This window comes from Cupriavidus sp. 01L415 (assembly GCF_056400065.1).
Genome location: NZ_JBFTSP010000001.1, coordinates 455865 through 472815 on the forward strand (window position 1 = coordinate 455865; position 16951 = coordinate 472815).

The following is a 16951-nucleotide window of genomic DNA, read 5'->3' on the forward strand; positions in this document are numbered from 1 at the left end:
ATCCACTCCTGAAAGTTCGGTGCGAAAAGCGTGCGTCATGGTAGCGCCTCCGCCACGGGACGCAGCACCATCGTGTCGAAGCTGTCGCCACCGGGATTGCGCCGGTGCACGCCGACCGTGATGAATTGCACTCCCGCCCACTTGTCCGTCCAGTCCCGGTAGTGGGGCGAGAGCGCATTGCCCGATTGTCCCGTCGAAGTCATGAATCGGGATTCAGACAAATCCGAAAGATCGTAGATGGCACGCAGGCTCGCGGCATGGGTGCTCTCGAACGGGGCGCGTTCGTCACGGAGGTTGTGGCGGCCGACGTCGACGGTATACGTATCACCACCGGTCTGGACGCGCACGTTGAACAAGCCGGCCAGGTACGGGACCTTGCCGAATGGCTTGTGCTCCGCGCGTGCCGTGTGCGCCTTGCCCCAGCGCCAGCGTTCGGCATTGTCGCCATAGCGCGCGTCCAGGTCCGCGATGGCACGTCGCCAGGCCAGGCTAATCGTCTCGCCGCAGGTCTCGCGCGCAGGAGTTCGCGTGTTGTCACACCAGAACGCGCCCGCGCCGTCGGGATCGCGCATGGCGTTGAGCATCGGCAACTGGACATTACGTTGATCCCAGAGCCGGTTGAACTGCACCTCACCGACCTTGTCCTCGAACAGCAGGCGAGACAACTCGCGCAGCCAAGCGGTGACCACCAGCGGCTCGGCGCGATCCGCCGCCATCGTGCCATCCCACTTGCGCAGCGCATCCAGCAGCCCGCGTTCGCGCGGCGGGAGACTGGCGTCCTGCGCCACCGGCGCCGCCAGCAACAGCGGCAGGGCTTCGCGCACGGCCAGCGACACCACGTCCTTCTGGATAGCCGCGAAGCTGTCCGGGGTATGGTGCGGATTGGCCTCCAGCAGCGCCTTGATGCGCTGGTAGCGATACGGCACCGTCCATTCGCTGGTAATGAAGTACGGGTAGTCGTCCGCCACGATCTTCTGGTTGGCGGTGACGATCATGCCCGTCGGCGGGTTATAGCTGCGCGGCAACTGCTCGAACGGCACGAAGCCCGTCCAGTCGTAGCGGGCCTCCCAGCCCGGCGCCGGCGCCAGCCCCTTGAGGTCGTTGTCGGCACGCCGCAGCGGCACGCGTCCCGGTGCGATATAGCCGATATTGCCGTCGACATCGGCATAGACGATGTTCTGTTGCGGCGCGTGGAAATCCCGCATCGCCGCCAGGAAACTGTTCCAGTCAGAGGCCTGGCCGAGCTTCAGGCCGCCTTGGAACGTACGATCGTCAGGCCGGAGCGCCGTCCACTGGAACGCCACCACATATTGCGCGCCAAGCGGCTTCGCGGCGGCGACGAGCGGTTCGGCGACATCGGACAACACCGGGCCATGCCGCGTGGCGCGGACGGTCAGCGTGACGTCATTCTCGCCCTTTACATGGATGATCTCGGTACGGGTCTCGAAGTCGGCCCAGCCGTCCGGCGTCTGGTATTGGCCCGGGTTGCCGGGCGCCACGCGTTCGATATAGAGATCCTGCACATCGGGCGCGGTATTGGTGAAGCCCCACGCGATGCGCTTGTTATGGCCCAGCACCACGAGCGGTACGCCGGGCAGCGTGGCACCGGTGACGTCGAGTCCCGGCGCCTGCAGGCGGGCGACGTACCACAGCGCCGGCGCCTGCAGCCCCAGGTGCGGATCGTTGGCCAGCAGGGGCTTGCCGCTGCGCGTATGGGCGCCGGATACCACCCAGTTGTTCGAGCCCATGCCCTCCACGTAACCCGACGGCGCGCGCTGCACCACGCTTGCCATCGCCGTCGCGACGGGCGCCAGCTGCCGGTAGAAGCTGGCGTAGTCCATGGTTCGCAGCGGCTTGTCGCCGGGGTACGGCGCCAGGATCTCGGCGATGCGGGCGGTCGGCAGTTGCTGCGCCAGCCCCATGCGCAAGACCTCCTGGGTCCAGTTGCCGCCCAGGTCCCACGCCATCATGGTCTGCCAGCCGAGCGTATCGGCCGGTTCCCAGCGCTCCGGGCGGGTCCGCAGCATCAGGAATTCCGGTGGCAACGCGGACTTGCGGGTATCGATGAACGCATTGACGCCGTTGGCATAGGCCTGCAGCACCGCGCGGGTCTCGGGCGAAGACTGGGCCAGGATTGCCTCGGCGTTGCGCCGCACGCCCAGCGTGCGCAGGAAGCGGTCCGTATCGAGCGCACTCGGCCCCAGGATCTCCGCGAGCCGGCCCGCCACTATCCGCTTGTTCATCTGCATCTGCCACAGCCGGTCCTGCGCGTGGACGTAGCCCAGCGCGTAGTAAGCATCGAGCGCGTTGGCGGCCTGGATGTGCGGCACGGCGTTGCGATCCCGGACCACCACCACGCGGTCCTTCAGTCCGGGCAGCCGCAGCGTGCCGGCCGAATCCGGCTGCGAGGCCTGGCGATACCAGATATAGCCGCCAGCCGCGCCCGTGACCGCCAGCAGCGCGATCGACGCCAGCCACCAGCCCAGCCGTTTGAACCAGCCCATCGGAACCTCTCCAGTCATATGCGATCGCAAGGATCGGAATCTCGAATGATCGCAGGCTTCCGCCCAGGCAACCTTGTGCGATCACGGCTCCCGAAGCTTCAGAGGATCGCGGATCTCATCCACGAAAAAATGCCCGGACCAGCCGGGCATTCTTCCGGGACGCGTCAGGACACATCCAAACCCGCCACGTCAGGCCGGTTTTTTCATCTGCAGGGACTTGTACTCGAGGAATTCCTCCAGGCCGTACTTGCCAGCCTCGCGCCCGTTGCCGGATTGCTTGTAGCCACCGAACGGCGCGTTCATATTGAACGGCCCGCCGTTGATGTCAACCTGGCCAGTACGGATGCGGCGCGCCACGCGGATCGCGCGAGCCTCGTCGCCGGACCACACGCCGCCGCCCAGCCCGTAGATGCTGTCATTGGCGATACGGACCGCGTCGTCTTCCGTGTCATAGCAGATCACCGACAGCACCGGACCGAAGATCTCTTCCTGCGCCACGGTAGCCCGGGGATCGACGTTGCCGAGCACGGTCGGCTTGACGAAAAAGCCCTTGTCCAGCCCCGCCGGCGTATCCGGGCCGCCGGCCACCAGCTCCGCGCCCTCTTCCAGGCCGCGCCGGATGTAGCCCGTGACGCGCTCCTTCTGCGCCGCCGAAATCAGCGGCCCGAGCTTGCTCGTCTCGGCCAGCGGATCGCCGACGGTGAAGCCCTCCGCCACCTTGGCCGCGATGGCCTTGACCTCGTCATAGCGGGCACGCGGCACCAGCATGCGGGTGTGCGCCGAACAGGTCTGGCCCGAGTTCAGGAAGCACGCATTGATGGTCCCCTTGACGGCTTGCGGCAGGTCCGCGTCGTCGAGGATCACCGATGCCGACTTGCCACCCAGCTCCAGCGCCACGCGCTTGACCGACTGGGCCGCCAGCTCCGATACGCGCTTGCCGGCGCGCGTCGAGCCCGTGAACGACACCATATCCACTTCCGGATGGCTGGCCAGCACTTCGCCCACCACCGGCCCGAAACCGGTCACGAGGTTGAACACGCCCGGCGGCAGGCCCGCGGCCTCGATCACCTCCGCCAGCACAAACGCATTCAGCGGCGCCACCTCGGACGGCTTGAGCACGACGGTACAGCCCGCCGCCAGCGCGGGCGCCACCTTCAGCGTGATCTGGTTCAGCGGGTAATTCCACGGCGTGATGGCCGCCACCACACCCATCGGCTCGCGCACGACGAGGGAGTTGCCCACCTGCTCCTCGAATTCGAACGATTCCAGCAGCGTGGCCGCCTGGCCCCAGTTATAGACGGGCCCGCCGACCTGGATGGCGCGGGCAAGCCTGATCGGCATGCCAACTTCGCCGGCGATCAGTTGCGCCAGTTCCTCGGTCCGGTCCTTCAGGCCTTCGGCGATCTTGCGGATGTAGCCGGCGCGCACCGCGGGCGGCGTGGTGGACCAGCCATCGAATGCCGCGCGTGCGGCGGCGATGGCATCCTCGGCGTCGCGGGCATGGCCCTCGGGAATCTTGCCCATGACCGCCTCGGTCGCCGAATGGATGACGTCGATCAGCCCCGTACCGTGCGGGGTGACCCATTTACCGTTGATAAATAGTTTGTCTCGTTGTTGCATGGCCACAGTTCTCAATAGGTGGATCGGCGGTTGCAATTTTTTTGTTACTTTTATGGTGCACCACATTGTAGAGCGGATTGCGGCATCGATTATTTCGCCGCCCTCTCCCTCGAACAAGCAGAAGTCGAAAATCGGCCGCGAAGTCTCACCCGAGGGCGCCCGCCACGGACGGCCGATCCATAACAAAGGAGCGAGGCATGGTCGATCCGACTTACCAGAAGACGGACGCAGGACAAGAGGAGATCCGCACGCGTGCACGCAAGCTGGACCAGAAGGTGCGTGCATTGTTGCTGATCGTGAACGGGGAACGCCGCAAATCGGACCTGTTGGCGCAGGTTGGCGGAATGGGTGTTGGCGAGGAATCTTTCGATACCCTGCTTTCGTTGGGTCTGATCGCCCCTTCGTCAGAAGAAGTCGCGCCGGCAGCGGCCGCACCGGTACGCCAGAGCAAACCCGCGCCCCAGAGCGCCCCGGCGGACACCAATCTGTTTGCCGCCTATTCGGCACTCGGCAAGGGCATCGACGACGTGCTCGCCGATACCACGATCGCACCACCCGCCCCACCTGCGCGCGCGGCCGCCGCGCCGGACGGATACCAGCAGCTCTATCACTTCTTTACGGATGTGATCGGCAACCACCTCGGGCTGCGCGGCTACGTCATGCAAGTCAAGGTGGAAAAGGCCGGCACGATCGTCGAGCTGGCCGCGCTACGCGATGCGCTCGGCGCCGCGCTGCAGAAGGCCAAGGGCGACATCACCGCCCGGGCCATCATCGACCAGCTCGACGCCATGCTGGCGGATATGGGGGTGGCACCGGCGCGGTAGTGCCGCACGCTGCGGTGGTCACACTGCCCGGCGGCAGCATCCCGGGCACCCAATGAAAAAGGCCGCGACTCCGTTCAGAGTCGCGGCCTTTTTCATGGCAAGCACGGATTTGCGGGCGGATCACCGTCCGCAAGTCACGATCAGGCGTTGATGCCTTGCGATTGCAGGTACTCGTCGTACGTGCCGAGGTAGTCGGTCAGCGTGCCGTCGGTGCGCACTTCGATCACGCGCGTGGCCAGACCGCTCACGAACTCACGGTCGTGCGATACGAAGACCAGCGTGCCCTGGAACTTGTCCAGTGCGATCTGCATCGACTCGATCGACTCCATGTCCATGTGGTTGGTCGGCTCGTCCAGCGCCAGCACGTTGTGGCGGCCCAGCATCAGCTTGCCCCAGATCATGCGGCCCTTTTCGCCGCCGGACAGCACCTTGACCGACTTCTTGATGTCGTCGGCCGAGAACAGCAGGCGGCCCAGCGTGCCGCGCAGCGACGTTTCGTCATCGCCGGCCTGCGTCCACTGGCTCATCCAGTCCATCACGTCGCGGTCTACCGGGAATTCCTCGTACGTGTCCTGCGGCATGTAGCCGACGTTGGCGTTCTCCGCCCACTTCACGGTGCCGCGGTCCACCTCCACGCCGCGCTGCACGCCGTCCTGCACGACGTTGTTCAGCAGGCTGCGCAGCAGCGTGCTCTTGCCCGCGCCGTTCTCGCCGATGATCGCCACGCGCTCGCCGGCCTGGATCGCCAGCGACAGGTTGTTGATGATCTTGCGGTCGTAGGTCTTGGTGACGCCTTCCACTTCGACGGCCAGGTTGTGCAGCTTCTTCTCGAACTCGAAGCGGATGAACGGGTTCTGGCGCGACGACGGCTTGATGTCCTCGACCTTGATCTTCTCGATCTGCTTTGCGCGCGAGGTGGCCTGGCGGGCCTTGGACTTGTTGGCCGAGAAGCGGCGCACGAAGTCCTGCAGTTCGCTGATGCGTTCCTTGGCGCGCGCGTTGGCGGCCACCTGGCGCTCGCGGGCCTGCATCGACGCTTCCATGTAATCGTCGTAGTTGCCCGGGTAGACCTTCAGCGTGCCGTAGTCCATGTCGGCCATGTGCGTGCACACGGAGTTCAGGAAGTGGCGATCGTGGGAGATGATGATCATGGTGGAGTTGCGCTCGTTGAGCACGTCTTCCAGCCAGCGGATCGTGTTGATGTCCAGGTTGTTGGTCGGTTCGTCCAGCAGCAGGACGTCCGGGTTCGAGAACAGCGCCTGTGCCAGCAGCACACGCAGCTTCCAGCCCGGCGCGACATCGCTCATCGGACCCTGGTGCTGTTCCGTCGGGATGCCCACGCCCAGCAGCAGTTCACCGGCGCGCGCCTCGGCCGTGTAGCCGTCGTACTCGGCATACTTGGCCTCCAGCTCGGCGGCCTTCATGTAGTCCTCGTCCGTGGCTTCCGGATTGGCGTAGATCGCGTCACGCTCCGCAGCGGCGCCCCACATCTCGGTATGGCCCATCATCACCACGTCCAGCACGCGATTGTCTTCATAGGCGAACTGGTCCTGGCGCAGCTTGCCCAGGCGGATACCCGGCTCCAGCATGACGTTGCCGGACGACGGCTCGAGGTCGCTGCCGAGGATCTTCATGAAGGTGGACTTGCCGCAGCCGTTCGCGCCGATCAGGCCGTAGCGGTTACCCTCGCCGAACTTGACCGAGATGTTCTCGAACAGCGGCTTCGGGCCGAACTGCATGGTGATGTTTGCGGTAGAAAGCACGTCTGAAACCTTGTGTGAAGCGGCGCGGGGTGCGCCTGGCCTGTTTGCTGGCGGCGGGATCGCGTGGAAGAACAGCCCATCAGCGCGTCCGGCGGAGCAATCATGAGGAAGTAACCCGCGATTTTACCACTCGCGGGCCGGAAGAGCGATGGCGGCAGCGGCCGCCACCTGTGCGTTACAGGGTCGGATAGCCCGACAGGGCCAGCGAAAAGCCCTCCGCATGCGCGGAGAGACGGGCATGGCCACCCACCGGCAGCGTCAGCTTGCGTACACAATGGCCGAACGGCAGCCCCGTCAGCACGGGGATGCCCAGCCGGGCACGCACGTAGTCGAACACGGCGTCCATGTCGTAGCCGTTGTCGTAGTCCGTGGTGCGGTAGTTCGAGAAATCGCCGAGCACAATGGCCTGTTGGTTCGCCAGCACGCCGGCTTGCAGCAGCTGCAGCAGCATCCGCTCCACACGGTAAGGCGGCTCGTTGATGTCCTCCAGGAACAGGATGCCGCCATCGATGTTGGGCATGTACGGGGTGCCCAGCAGACTGCACAGCATGGCCAGGTTGCCGCCCCAGAGCGTGCCCTCGACGGTGGCCGGCAGCTTGCCGACCTGCGGCGCCTGCACATCGACGGTGTACGCCGGATCGTGCAGGATGGCCTCGAAGTGCTGCCACATGAATGCGTCGACGGGCTCGGCGCCAAAATCCGCCAGCAGCATCGGGCCGGCAAATGTCACGCCACCCGTGGCCGCCAGATAGGCCATCTGGAAGGCGGTGAAGTCGCTGTGGCCGACGATCGGCGTGCCGCTGGCGCGCGCCTGCTCGGCAATGCGGCCAAAGTCGATCCGGTCGAGCAGGCGCGCCAGTCCGTAGCCGCCGCGCACGGCCAGCGTCAGCTCGCGGGCCGGACCCGTGCCGATGGCATGCAGATCCGCCAGACGCTCGTCGTCCGTGCCGCCGAATCGCAGGTAGCGGCGCGCCAGGACGTCCGGATTGTTGACGTGGTAGCCATGGTGCTTGAGCCAGGCACAGCCATGCGCGGCAATGGCCACGTCATGCGGGTAGCCGGACGAGGCGATCAGGCGGACTTCGGTGGGCTGGCTCATGCGTCGGGGGTCGCGCCGTGTGACGCGTCAGGTGTCGGATCGGAAGCCGGGATTTTGTCCGAATCGGCGGCCGTTGGCGAGACTTGCGCCGGGACTTGTGCCGGATCCAGCGTGGCCTGCGCCGCGCGGGCCGATTTTTGCGCCCGACGGCGCGCGCCGAAGAAATCGCGCAACAGCTGGCCGCATTCGTCGGCCATCACGCCCCGGCTGACGGTGGTCTGGTGGTTCAGCGAGGCCTCTGCGAAGAGGTCCACCACGCTGCCTGCCGCGCCGGTCTTGGGATCGGTCGCGCCAAACACCACATGGCGCAGCCGCGCGTGGAGGATCGCGCCACTACACATCGCGCACGGTTCCAGCGTCACATACAGCTCGCACTCGGGCATGCGGTAGTTGCCGAGCACCTGCGCGGCGGCGCGCAGCGCCTGCATCTCGGCATGGGCGGACGGGTCCACGGAGCGGATCGGCAGGTTGTGCCCACGCGCGATGATCGTATCGTTCCACACCACCACGGCGCCAACCGGCACTTCGCCGGCGGCCCCAGCCAGGCGAGCCTCGTCCAGCGCGGCAGCCATGTAGTGGCGGTCGCGCGCCGCGGCGTCGGCAAACACGATAGACGTTGCGTCGGACATCGGACTCGGGACGCCCCTCAGTCCTGCGCCGGCAGATAGACCGGCGCACTGACCTCGGCCCAGCAGTTCGGCGTTTCGAACAGCACCAGCTTCGTCAATTGCAGATGATGGCCGAAGCAGTCCTTGAAGACCGGCGCCAGGATGTCGAACGCCACCTGCGCCAGATTTTCAACGGTCGGAATGCTGTCGATGACGACGGTCTTGTGGTTGTCCATCGACTGCAGGAAATTCAGCAGCGCCGTGTCGCCCCGATAGATCAGGAAGGCATGGTCCCACTTGGAGACCAGGTGCTCGTTGGCCAGCGTCTTGATGTCGCCGAAATCCAGGATCATGCCGTCGTCGGACGCGCCTTCCTTGTGCAGGACCTCGCCCGACAACGTCAGATCCAGCCGATAGCGGTGGCCGTGGATATTGCGGCACTGGCCGCCGTGGCTCGGGATGCGGTGGCCGGAATCGAATTCCAGCCGGCGGGTGATGGAGACTTGTTTGCTCATGTGTCAGCGAATGCCCAGCAGCTTGTGGGTTTGCAGCGACAGGCGCCAGCGCGGATGACGCTGGCAGAAATCGACCGCCGCCACCGTATTCTGCCGGGCCAGCGGGCCATCCATGGCCTGCACCATGAAATAGCGGAAATCCAGTTGCTCGTATGCCGCGAAGTCCTGGCCGTCCTGCGGGATGACGACCTTGAGTTCGTCACCCTTCTTCACGACAAGTTCGGAGCCCATCTTGGGGCTCACGCACACCCAGTCGATGCCGTCCGGAACCGGGATCGTGCCGTTGGTTTCGATGGCGATCTCGAAGCCCTGCGCGTGCAGCGCGTCGATCAGCGCCGCATCCAGCTGCAGCAGCGGCTCGCCGCCAGTGCAGACCACCAGCGGCTTGCCGCCGGCACCCTGCGGCCATTCGGACGCCACGGTCGCAGCCAGATCGCCGGCCGTCTTGTACTTGCCGCCGCGCGTGCCATCCGTGCCGACGAAATCGGTATCGCAGAACTGGCACACCGCGCGTTCGCGATCTTCCTCGCGCCCGGTCCACAGGTTGCAGCCCGAGAAGCGGCAGAACACCGCGGCGCGGCCGGCATTGGCGCCTTCGCCCTGCAGCGTGTAGAAGATTTCCTTGACGGCGTAAGTCATGCTTGGGGTCCTGAGACCGGGATTCGATCGTTCTGCGGCCAGTGTATGACCAGGTAACGCGGATGGGGCACCGCGGCCTCGCGGCGGGTCCGGGCATCACCAGAAGAGGCGAATGTCCGGCGAGCGGGCAACCTAGAAGTATACAGCAACAACGTAGGGTTTTCGCTAAGCCACGCCGTGACGCTCCATGCCCTTGCCGCCCTCGGCCAGCGCCCCCAGCCGGTCGGCCAGAAAGTCCAGAAATACCGCGATTCGTGCCGAAAGCTGGGTATTCAGGTAGTACACGGCGTGGATCGGCTGGCGCACGTCGACGGTCTCTTTCACCAGCACTTGCACCAGGTTGCCAGCGCGACGGTCCGCATCGATCATATAGTCCGCCAGGCAAACGATACCCTGCCCGGCCAGCGCGAGCTGGCGCAGCGTTTCGCCGCTCGATGCCGCAATATGCGGACGAATCTGCACATTGCTGCCCTGCGCATCGCGCAAGGGCCAGCGATTCAGGGATTCCGGCTGCGTGAAGCCGATTAGGGAATGCGCGGCAAGATCGGCCACGGTCTTCGGCCGGCCGTGGGCTTTCAGGTAATCCGGCGTCGCCACCACGCGGATCCGGCTGTTGCCGAGCGGGCGCGCATGGAGCGTGGAGTCGCGCAGGGCGCCGATCCGGATGGCCACATCGGTGCGGTGTTCCAGCAGGTCGATGATCTGGTCGTTCGTGTTCAGCTCCAGCTCGATCTCCGGATAGGCCTCGCGAAACGCGCCCACCAGCGGCACGACCACGTGAAACATGAATGGCGACGCGGCGTTGACGCGCAGCCGTCCGGCGGGCCGCTGACGCCGCAAGCGCATCTGTTCCTCCGCCTGATCGGCAGCCGCCAGGATCTGGCGTGCGTGGGCCAGCATGGCCGCACCTTCCTCGGTCAGCTCCAGCCGGCGCGTGGTCCGGCGCAGCAGCGTGGTCTCCAGTTTCTCTTCCAGCCGTGACAGCGCGCGGCTGATGCCGGACACCGTCTGGTCAAGTTGCTCCGCCGCGGCGGTGATCGACCCGCTATCCACCACCGTGACAAAGCCGAGCAGTTCTTCGAGCGTCAGTTTCATTCTTGAATTCTAGTCAAATATCTTCTGCAGATCAGCCAGTTTTTCTGCAAGAAACGACCGGGCACACTGCGTCCATCCAAAAACCTGGAGGCACACCATGCCTATCGCCTTGCTGGCGCTGACGATCAGCGCCTTCGCCATCGGCACGACGGAATTCGTGATCGTCGGGCTGATTCCCACCATTGCCGCGGATCTGCATATCACCGTGCCCTCGGCCGGCCTGCTGGTCAGCCTGTACGCACTGGGCGTGGCCATTGGCGCGCCGGTGCTGACCGCGCTCACCGGCCGCCTGCCCCGCAAGCTTCTGCTGCTGTCCCTGATGGCGCTGTTTACCGCCGGCAACCTGCTGGCATGGAAGGCGCCAAGCTATGAATCGCTGATCGTGGCGCGCATCCTGACCGGGCTGGCGCATGGCGTGTTCTTCTCCATCGGATCGACCATCGCCACGGGCCTGGTACCCCGGGAGCGCGCCGCCAGCGCCATCGCCATCATGTTCACGGGCCTGACCGTGGCACTGGTAACGGGCGTGCCGCTGGGCACCTTCGTCGGCCAGCACTTCGGCTGGCGCGAAACCTTCCTGGCCGTATCCGGCCTGGGCGTGATCGCGTTCATCGGCAGCCTGCTCTTCGTGCCATCGGCAATCCGCCATACCCCGCCGGCGTCCCTGCTGGAGCAGGCGCGCGTGCTGGCGGAACCGCGACTGCTGCTGGTCTATGCCAAGACGGCCATCGGCTATGGTGGTTCCTTCATCCCGTTCACGTTCCTCGCCCCGATCCTGCAGGACGTGTCCGGGTTCAGCGCGGGCGCCGTGGGGCTGGTGATGCTGGTGTATGGCGTATCCGTGGCCATCGGCAATATCTGGGGCGGCCGCCTGGCGGACCGCCACGGCCCGATTCCTGCGCTGCGCATCGTCTTCCTGCTGCTCGCCGCCGTGCTGTTCATGCTGACGTTCACCGCGCCACATCGGTGGCTGGTGGTCGCAACCGTGCTGGCCTGGGGTGCCGTCGCCTTTGGCAACGTGCCGGGCCTGCAGGTCTACGTCGTCAAGCAGGCGGAGCGCCATACGCCGCAGGCGGTCGATGTGGCATCGGGCCTGAACATCGCCGCGTTCAACTTCGGCATTGCCGGCGCGGCGTGGGCGGGTGGCCTGATCGTCGAACACCTGGGGCTGATGCATACGCCATGGATCGGCGCACTGGTGGTGCTCGTGGCGCTGGGCCTGACCGAATGGAGCGGCCGGCTGGACCGTGCCGCCGGCATCGAACTTCGCGGCGGCGGCGTACCGGCCGGCGCGATACAGCACTGAAATGGCAAGGGCCGGCATCGGAACCATCCGTTGCCGGCCCTTTGGCCGTTGGCGCGCCGGGGCGCGTCAGTGCTGGCTCAGCGTGGGGCGCCGAGGAAGTCCATCTTGCCGATCTGCACGCCCTTATGACGCAGGATGTCGTAGGCGGTGGTCACGTGGAAATAGAAGTTGGGCAGCGCAAAGCCCAGCAGGTAGCTCTTGCCGTCGAACGTAACCGGGCCACTACGGAGCTTGAGCTCGACGGTGCGGGTCTCGCTGCCTTCCAGTTGCTCCGGGCGAATCGATTTCAGGAAACCAATGGTCTTGGCGATGCGCGCCTGCAGATCCGGGAACGTCACCTCGTCGTCGGCATAGGACGGGATGTCGATCCCGGCAAGCCGCGCCGCGCAGCCCTTGGCGGAATCGCTGGCGCGCTGGATCTGGGCCGGCAGCGCGTCCATGTCGGAAATCAGCCGCGTCTGAATCAGGTCCGAAGAATCGGTGCCCTGCGCCTGGGCATGGGCGGCGCCCTTCTCCAGGATCGCGGACAGATTGGTCAGGCCCCGGATAAATACCGGGATCGATACCTCGTACATCGAGAGGGCCATGAGGGCTCCTTGCTGTGTCGTGTGTCGTGTCTGGAATTGCGTGTTGTCCGGCGTCACCTCGCGCGCCCGCCGGCCCCGCAGGCGTGAGCATAGATCGGATTGGGAAAGGTTGCTCGGGAGCCCCTTGGGGATTGGGCGAACGCCGAACTTCGGACCGCTGGTGTGCTTGCCGGCAAGACGCCACAGCGCGTGGCGATCCCCTTCCGTCGCTCCGGCAGGACATGGCCCTGCGGTCCGGATTGGTGCGATCTGGACAACAGCGTGTGCATCTTCGCGTATCTACCGCTGGCACGGCGGCACTCGTACGATTCACTTCGCGCCGCGCAACGTCGATTGCGACGGCTATCTCGTCTTACATCGCCCAACTCGCACCGTCACCCGTCAACGGCGGCGTCGCTTCGCCCGATCGATCCATCCTGGGCCATTCGACCGCGATGGCGAGGCCATCCACCACCGGAGCCTGTACCTTGAAGCTTGAACCTACCCTGTCTCCCGACGACGCAAGCCGTCGAAACCTCATGCTGGGCGGCGTCGCTGCGACGATTGCGTCCGTTGTACCGACTGCCGCGATGGCCGGCACCAGCCGCCCGTCGACGTCCGCCGCTGCGCATGGCGCGGCGGGAAACCCATCCGGCGACAGGATCACCACCAAAGATGGCGTCCAGCTCTACTACAAGGACTGGGGCCAGAAGAACGGTCCGGTCGTCACGCTCAGCCACGGCTGGCCGCTCTCCTCGGACAGCTGGGAGAACCAGGCATTCTTCCTTGCCTCGAACGGTTTCCGGGTGATCGCGCATGACCGGCGCGGACACGGCAGGTCCAGCCAGCCCTGGGACGGCAACGACATGGACCACTACGCCGACGACCTCGCCGCGGTCATCGAGGCGCTGGGCCTGAAGAACGTGACGGCGATCGGCTTCTCGACCGGCGGCGGCGAGGTTGCCCGGTATGTCGGCCGCCATGGCACCTCGCGCGTGGCAAGGATCGGCCTGATCTCGGCAGTCCCACCGCTGATGGTCAAGTCCGCCAGCAACCCGGGCGGCGTGCCGATCGAGGCGTTTGACGGGATCCGCGCGGGGATGATCGCAGACCGCTCGCAGCTGTTCCGCGATATCGCGAGCGGCCCCTTCTATGGCTTCAATCGTCCTGGCGCAAAGGCGTCTCAAGGGATGATCGAGTCGTGGTGGCTGCAGGGCATGATGGGCGGCTTCAAGAACACCTACGAATCGATTCGCGCGTTCTCGGAAACCGACTTCACCGCGGACCTGAAGAAGTTCGACAAGCCGACGCTCATCGTGCACGGCGACGACGACCAGGTTGTGCCGGTCGACGTGGGCGGACGCGCGGCGAAGAAACTGGTTCCGCATGCGATCCTGAAGATCTACAAGGGTGCGCCGCACGGCCTGGCCGAGACCCATAAGGACCAGCTCAACCAGGACCTTCTGGCCTTCCTGCGTAGCTGATCCGAATCAACAAGGGAACTCGCCGACGCGGTTCCCACCGTCGCGCTGTTCCCGCAGAACATCTGAAGAAAGCCACAATGTCCAATCGGAAACTGACCACGTCGAACGGCGCGCCGGTCGTCGATAACTTCAATATACAAACCGCCGGCCCACGCGGACCCGCCCTGCTCCAGGATGTCTGGCTGCTTGAGAAACTCGCTCACTTCGACCGCGAAGTCATCCCCGAGCGCCGCATGCATGCCAAGGGCGCGGGCGCCTACGGCACCTTCACGGTCACGCACGACATCACCCGCTACACGAGGGCCAGCATCTTCTCGCGCGTCGGCAAGCAGACGCCGTTGTTTGCTCGCTTCTCCTCTGTCGCCGGGGAACGTGGCGCGGCCGACGCCGAGCGGGACATCCGGGGCTTTGCGCTCAAGTTCTACACCGATCAAGGGAACTGGGATCTTGTTGGCAACAACACCCCGGTCTTCTTCTTCCGCGATCCGCTGCGTTTCCCGGACCTGAATCATGCGGTCAAGCGCGACCCGCGTACCGGCATGCGCAGCGCCGAGAACAATTGGGACTTCTGGTCGCTTCTCCCCGAGGCGTTGCACCAGGTCACGATTGTCATGAGCGACCGTGGCATTCCCAAGAGCTTTCGCCATATGCACGGCTTTGGCAGCCATACCTACAGCTTCATCAACGCGGACAACGAGCGTCACTGGGTAAAGTTCACCTTCAAAACGCACCAGGGCATCGAGAACCTGACGGATGCGGAAGCGGCGGAGGTGATCGGACGCGACCGCGAAAGCCACCATCGTGACCTGTTCGAGAGCATCGAGCGTCGCGAGTATCCGCGCTGGACCCTGTATGTGCAGATCATGTCCGAGGAGCAGGCACTGGCGCACGAGGTCAATCCGTTCGACCTGACCAAGGTGTGGCCACACCAGACGTATCCGCTGATGGAAGTTGGCGTCCTCGAGTTGAATCGCAACCCGGAAAACGTGTTTGCGGAGGTCGAGCAAGCGTCCTTCGCGCCCTCGACCATCGTCCCGGGCATCGGCTTTTCGCCGGATCGGATGCTGCAGGCCCGCCTGTTCTCGTATGGCGATGCGGCGCGCTATCGGTTGGGCGTGAATCATCACCAGATTCCCGTCAACGCGCCACGCTGCCCGGTCCATAGTTTCCATCGCGATGGCGCCATGCGCATCGACGGGAACAGCGGCGCGACCGTCTCCTATTCCCCGAATAGCCAGGGCGAATGGGCGGAGCAGCCGGACTTCCGGGAACCGCCCATGGCACTGAGCGGCGCGGCGGCCCATTGGGATCATCGTGTCGACGACGATCACTACGAACAGCCGGGAAATCTGTTCCGGTTGATGTCGCCTCAGGAAAGACAAGCGCTGTTCGAGAACACCGCGCGTGCACTGGCCGGGGTGTCTCGCCATATCCAGGAACGGCACGTCAACAACTGCGCCAAGGCCGATCCCGCCTACGGTGCCGGCGTGGCGAGCGCCCTGGGCATCGCGGGGTGACCACGCGCCGCTGACCGGATCGCATGATCCGGTGCGAGAGTGGTTCGTCCCGACTCGTTCTTCGTCCTTTTTAAACCGCGCCCCCCCGGGCGCGCCTCTTTTTGTGTCTGCCGCATGAAATTCCTGAGCGCCATCGCCTTCTGGTTTGCCAGCTCCATCGCTGCTATCGCGCTGTCCGGCCTGTATGAAATACTGAATCGCGAGACGGAAACTGCGGCTACACGGGCTGCCCGGCAGCAGCCCCAGGCACTGGTTGCTGTCACAAAACCGGGGCTCCGGCCGTCTTCGTATCAGGGGTGAAGCCGACTGCCCATATTGTTTGCTGGCAGCCCCGACCTCGGCGCCGAGCGCTGCCAAACCACCGCGAGATGCACACCATGCACCTGGGAAAATCGTACACGTTGCCCGAGTTCATCATCTGGTCGAGACGGCAACTCTATGCCTTGCTGGCATGCGGTGCGCTGCCGATCGTCCTGTATCAGTTCCTCGGACTGAAATGGCTGTCGATCCCGCTTTCGGTCGTGGTGCTGCTGGGCACGGCCACGTCATTCATCGTGGGTTTCAAGAATGTGCAGACCTACAACAGGGCGTCGGAGGCGCAACAGGTCTGGACTGCCATCCTGACTGGCAGCCGGTTCCTGGGAGTGATCAGCCGGGATTTTCCAGCGGGACCGGCAGCCGGGCGAAAACTGATTCTCCGTCATTGCGCATGGCTGACGGCGCTCCGCTATCAACTGAGAAGCCCGAAGATCTGGGAAAACGCGGACAACATATCCAACGTGGAATACCGTAAGCACTACCGGGTTCCCGAATGGGAAACGCCGCTGGAACAGGAACTTGCACGGTATCTGCCGCAGGCCGAGATCGACGCGCTCATGCACGCCGAGAGCAAGACAACCCGGTTGCTGGGGACGCAGGCAACGGCCATCAAGCGGCTTCTGGAAACTGGCGAGATCAGCAACGCCTTCTATATGGAGCTTGGAAGTTCGATCCGGGATGCCTTCGAACAGCAAGGACGGGCGGAGCGAATCAAGGATTATCCGTATCCGAGGCAGTATGCGGTCATCAACAAGCTGTTTGTCCGCTCCTTTTGCGTCCTGCTTCCCTTTGGCATTCTCACGGAGTTCGAAAAGCTCAACGATGTCGTCTCAGGTTTCATGCATGGCAACATGATCTGGCTGGTCATTCCATTCAGCACGATGATCTCCTGGATGTATCTCGCACTGGAGCAGGTGGGCGAAAGCACCGAGAATCCATTCGAAGGAAGCCCCAACGATGTCCCGATTGCACTCATCTGCCGGAAGATCGAGCGCGAACTCATGGAAATGCTCGGCGAGAAGAGCCAGATCCCCGAGCCGGCGTCTCCCCACGGTATTGTTCTCTAGACCGCCATCATCGCAATCGTCGGACG

General features: G+C 64.8%; 15 protein-coding genes. 6 read left to right on the plus strand and 9 right to left on the minus strand.

Going from position 1 to position 16951, the window contains the following annotated elements; all coding sequences use genetic code 11:
• Positions 1 to 35 precede the first annotated feature (35 nt).
• Positions 36 to 2504 carry a penicillin acylase family protein gene (locus tag AC1DOX_RS02105; RefSeq protein ID WP_441617643.1) on the minus strand — a complete coding sequence of 823 codons (2469 nt, stop codon included), beginning with the start codon at positions 2502 to 2504 and terminating at the stop codon, positions 36 to 38.
• 189 nt (positions 2505 to 2693) lie between these two features.
• The gene (locus AC1DOX_RS02110; protein WP_441617645.1) at positions 2694 to 4124 is read right to left on the minus strand and encodes an aldehyde dehydrogenase family protein; all 1431 of its coding nucleotides are present in this window, start codon (positions 4122 to 4124) and stop codon (positions 2694 to 2696) included.
• A gap of 197 nt (positions 4125 to 4321) precedes the next feature.
• Here AC1DOX_RS02110 and AC1DOX_RS02115 point away from each other — a divergent pair, with 197 nt between their 5' ends.
• Positions 4322 to 4948 (plus strand): hypothetical protein, encoded by a 627-nt coding sequence (locus tag AC1DOX_RS02115; protein ID WP_441617647.1) that lies wholly within the window; start codon positions 4322 to 4324, stop codon positions 4946 to 4948.
• A 140-nt stretch (positions 4949 to 5088) separates the two neighbouring features.
• On the opposite strand, the gene AC1DOX_RS02120 is transcribed toward AC1DOX_RS02115, so the two are convergent.
• The 6 genes from AC1DOX_RS02120 to AC1DOX_RS02145 all read right to left on the minus strand — a co-directional run bounded on the left by AC1DOX_RS02120 (position 5089) and on the right by AC1DOX_RS02145 (position 10667).
• The gene (locus tag AC1DOX_RS02120; RefSeq protein ID WP_441617649.1) at positions 5089 to 6711 is read right to left on the minus strand and encodes an ABC-F family ATPase; all 1623 of its coding nucleotides are present in this window, start codon (positions 6709 to 6711) and stop codon (positions 5089 to 5091) included.
• A gap of 175 nt (positions 6712 to 6886) precedes the next feature.
• Complete coding sequence (gene ldcA, locus AC1DOX_RS02125) at positions 6887 to 7810, minus strand: muramoyltetrapeptide carboxypeptidase (protein WP_441617651.1); 924 nt, start codon at positions 7808 to 7810, stop codon at positions 6887 to 6889.
• On the minus strand, positions 7807 to 8439 hold the full coding sequence (tadA, locus tag AC1DOX_RS02130; protein WP_441617653.1) for a tRNA adenosine(34) deaminase TadA: 633 nt from the start codon (positions 8437 to 8439) through the stop codon (positions 7807 to 7809). The genes ldcA and tadA overlap by 4 nt, the downstream gene beginning before the upstream one ends.
• Before the next feature lie 17 nt (positions 8440 to 8456).
• Positions 8457 to 8933, minus strand: coding sequence for a 6-pyruvoyl trahydropterin synthase family protein (locus AC1DOX_RS02135; RefSeq protein WP_441617655.1), 477 nt, complete (start codon positions 8931 to 8933; stop codon positions 8457 to 8459).
• A gap of 3 nt (positions 8934 to 8936) precedes the next feature.
• Positions 8937 to 9572 carry a 7-carboxy-7-deazaguanine synthase gene (queE, locus tag AC1DOX_RS02140; protein WP_092137950.1) on the minus strand — a complete coding sequence of 212 codons (636 nt, stop codon included), beginning with the start codon at positions 9570 to 9572 and terminating at the stop codon, positions 8937 to 8939.
• Between the two features lie 165 nt (positions 9573 to 9737).
• Positions 9738 to 10667 carry a LysR substrate-binding domain-containing protein gene (locus tag AC1DOX_RS02145; RefSeq protein ID WP_441617657.1) on the minus strand — a complete coding sequence of 310 codons (930 nt, stop codon included), beginning with the start codon at positions 10665 to 10667 and terminating at the stop codon, positions 9738 to 9740.
• Between the two features lie 97 nt (positions 10668 to 10764).
• Here AC1DOX_RS02145 and AC1DOX_RS02150 point away from each other — a divergent pair, with 97 nt between their 5' ends.
• Positions 10765 to 11973, plus strand: a complete 1209-nt coding sequence (locus AC1DOX_RS02150; RefSeq protein ID WP_441617659.1) for an MFS transporter — start codon at positions 10765 to 10767, stop codon at positions 11971 to 11973.
• A 77-nt stretch (positions 11974 to 12050) separates the two neighbouring features.
• Here AC1DOX_RS02150 and AC1DOX_RS02155 read toward each other — a convergent pair whose 3' ends face one another.
• Complete coding sequence (locus AC1DOX_RS02155; protein WP_441617661.1) at positions 12051 to 12560, minus strand: DUF1993 domain-containing protein; 510 nt, start codon at positions 12558 to 12560, stop codon at positions 12051 to 12053.
• A gap of 518 nt (positions 12561 to 13078) precedes the next feature.
• Here AC1DOX_RS02155 and AC1DOX_RS02160 point away from each other — a divergent pair.
• The 4 genes from AC1DOX_RS02160 to AC1DOX_RS02175 all read left to right on the plus strand — a co-directional run bounded on the left by AC1DOX_RS02160 (position 13079) and on the right by AC1DOX_RS02175 (position 16925).
• The gene (locus tag AC1DOX_RS02160) at positions 13079 to 14023 is read left to right on the plus strand and encodes an alpha/beta fold hydrolase (protein WP_477113993.1); all 945 of its coding nucleotides are present in this window, start codon (positions 13079 to 13081) and stop codon (positions 14021 to 14023) included.
• A 77-nt stretch (positions 14024 to 14100) separates the two neighbouring features.
• Positions 14101 to 15540, plus strand: a complete 1440-nt coding sequence (locus AC1DOX_RS02165; protein WP_441617665.1) for a catalase — start codon at positions 14101 to 14103, stop codon at positions 15538 to 15540.
• 114 nt (positions 15541 to 15654) lie between these two features.
• Positions 15655 to 15840 (plus strand): hypothetical protein, encoded by a 186-nt coding sequence (locus tag AC1DOX_RS02170; RefSeq protein ID WP_143018467.1) that lies wholly within the window; start codon positions 15655 to 15657, stop codon positions 15838 to 15840.
• Positions 15841 to 15917: 77 nt separating this feature from the next.
• On the plus strand, positions 15918 to 16925 hold the full coding sequence (locus tag AC1DOX_RS02175) for a bestrophin family protein (protein ID WP_441617667.1): 1008 nt from the start codon (positions 15918 to 15920) through the stop codon (positions 16923 to 16925).
• Positions 16926 to 16951 lie beyond the last annotated feature (26 nt).

Bases quoted from the DNA above. Each gene is read 5' to 3' on its own strand.
- queE (WP_092137950.1), bottom strand. From the start codon at position 9,572: ATGACTTACGCCGTCAAGGAAATCTTCTACACGCTGCAGGGCGAAGGC.
- AC1DOX_RS02150 (WP_441617659.1), top strand. From the start codon at position 10,765: ATGCCTATCGCCTTGCTGGCGCTGACGATCAGCGCCTTCGCCATCGGC.
- AC1DOX_RS02105 (WP_441617643.1), bottom strand. From the start codon at position 2,504: ATGGGCTGGTTCAAACGGCTGGGCTGGTGGCTGGCGTCGATCGCGCTG.
- AC1DOX_RS02165 (WP_441617665.1), top strand. From the start codon at position 14,101: ATGTCCAATCGGAAACTGACCACGTCGAACGGCGCGCCGGTCGTCGAT.
- AC1DOX_RS02135 (WP_441617655.1), bottom strand. From the start codon at position 8,933: ATGAGCAAACAAGTCTCCATCACCCGCCGGCTGGAATTCGATTCCGGC.
- AC1DOX_RS02160 (WP_477113993.1), top strand. From the start codon at position 13,079: ATGCTGGGCGGCGTCGCTGCGACGATTGCGTCCGTTGTACCGACTGCC.
- AC1DOX_RS02155 (WP_441617661.1), bottom strand. From the start codon at position 12,560: ATGGCCCTCTCGATGTACGAGGTATCGATCCCGGTATTTATCCGGGGC.
- AC1DOX_RS02115 (WP_441617647.1), top strand. From the start codon at position 4,322: ATGGTCGATCCGACTTACCAGAAGACGGACGCAGGACAAGAGGAGATC.
- AC1DOX_RS02170 (WP_143018467.1), top strand. From the start codon at position 15,655: ATGAAATTCCTGAGCGCCATCGCCTTCTGGTTTGCCAGCTCCATCGCT.
- tadA (WP_441617653.1), bottom strand. From the start codon at position 8,439: ATGTCCGACGCAACGTCTATCGTGTTTGCCGACGCCGCGGCGCGCGAC.
- ldcA (WP_441617651.1), bottom strand. From the start codon at position 7,810: ATGAGCCAGCCCACCGAAGTCCGCCTGATCGCCTCGTCCGGCTACCCG.
- AC1DOX_RS02145 (WP_441617657.1), bottom strand. From the start codon at position 10,667: ATGAAACTGACGCTCGAAGAACTGCTCGGCTTTGTCACGGTGGTGGAT.
- AC1DOX_RS02110 (WP_441617645.1), bottom strand. From the start codon at position 4,124: ATGCAACAACGAGACAAACTATTTATCAACGGTAAATGGGTCACCCCG.
- AC1DOX_RS02175 (WP_441617667.1), top strand. From the start codon at position 15,918: ATGCACCTGGGAAAATCGTACACGTTGCCCGAGTTCATCATCTGGTCG.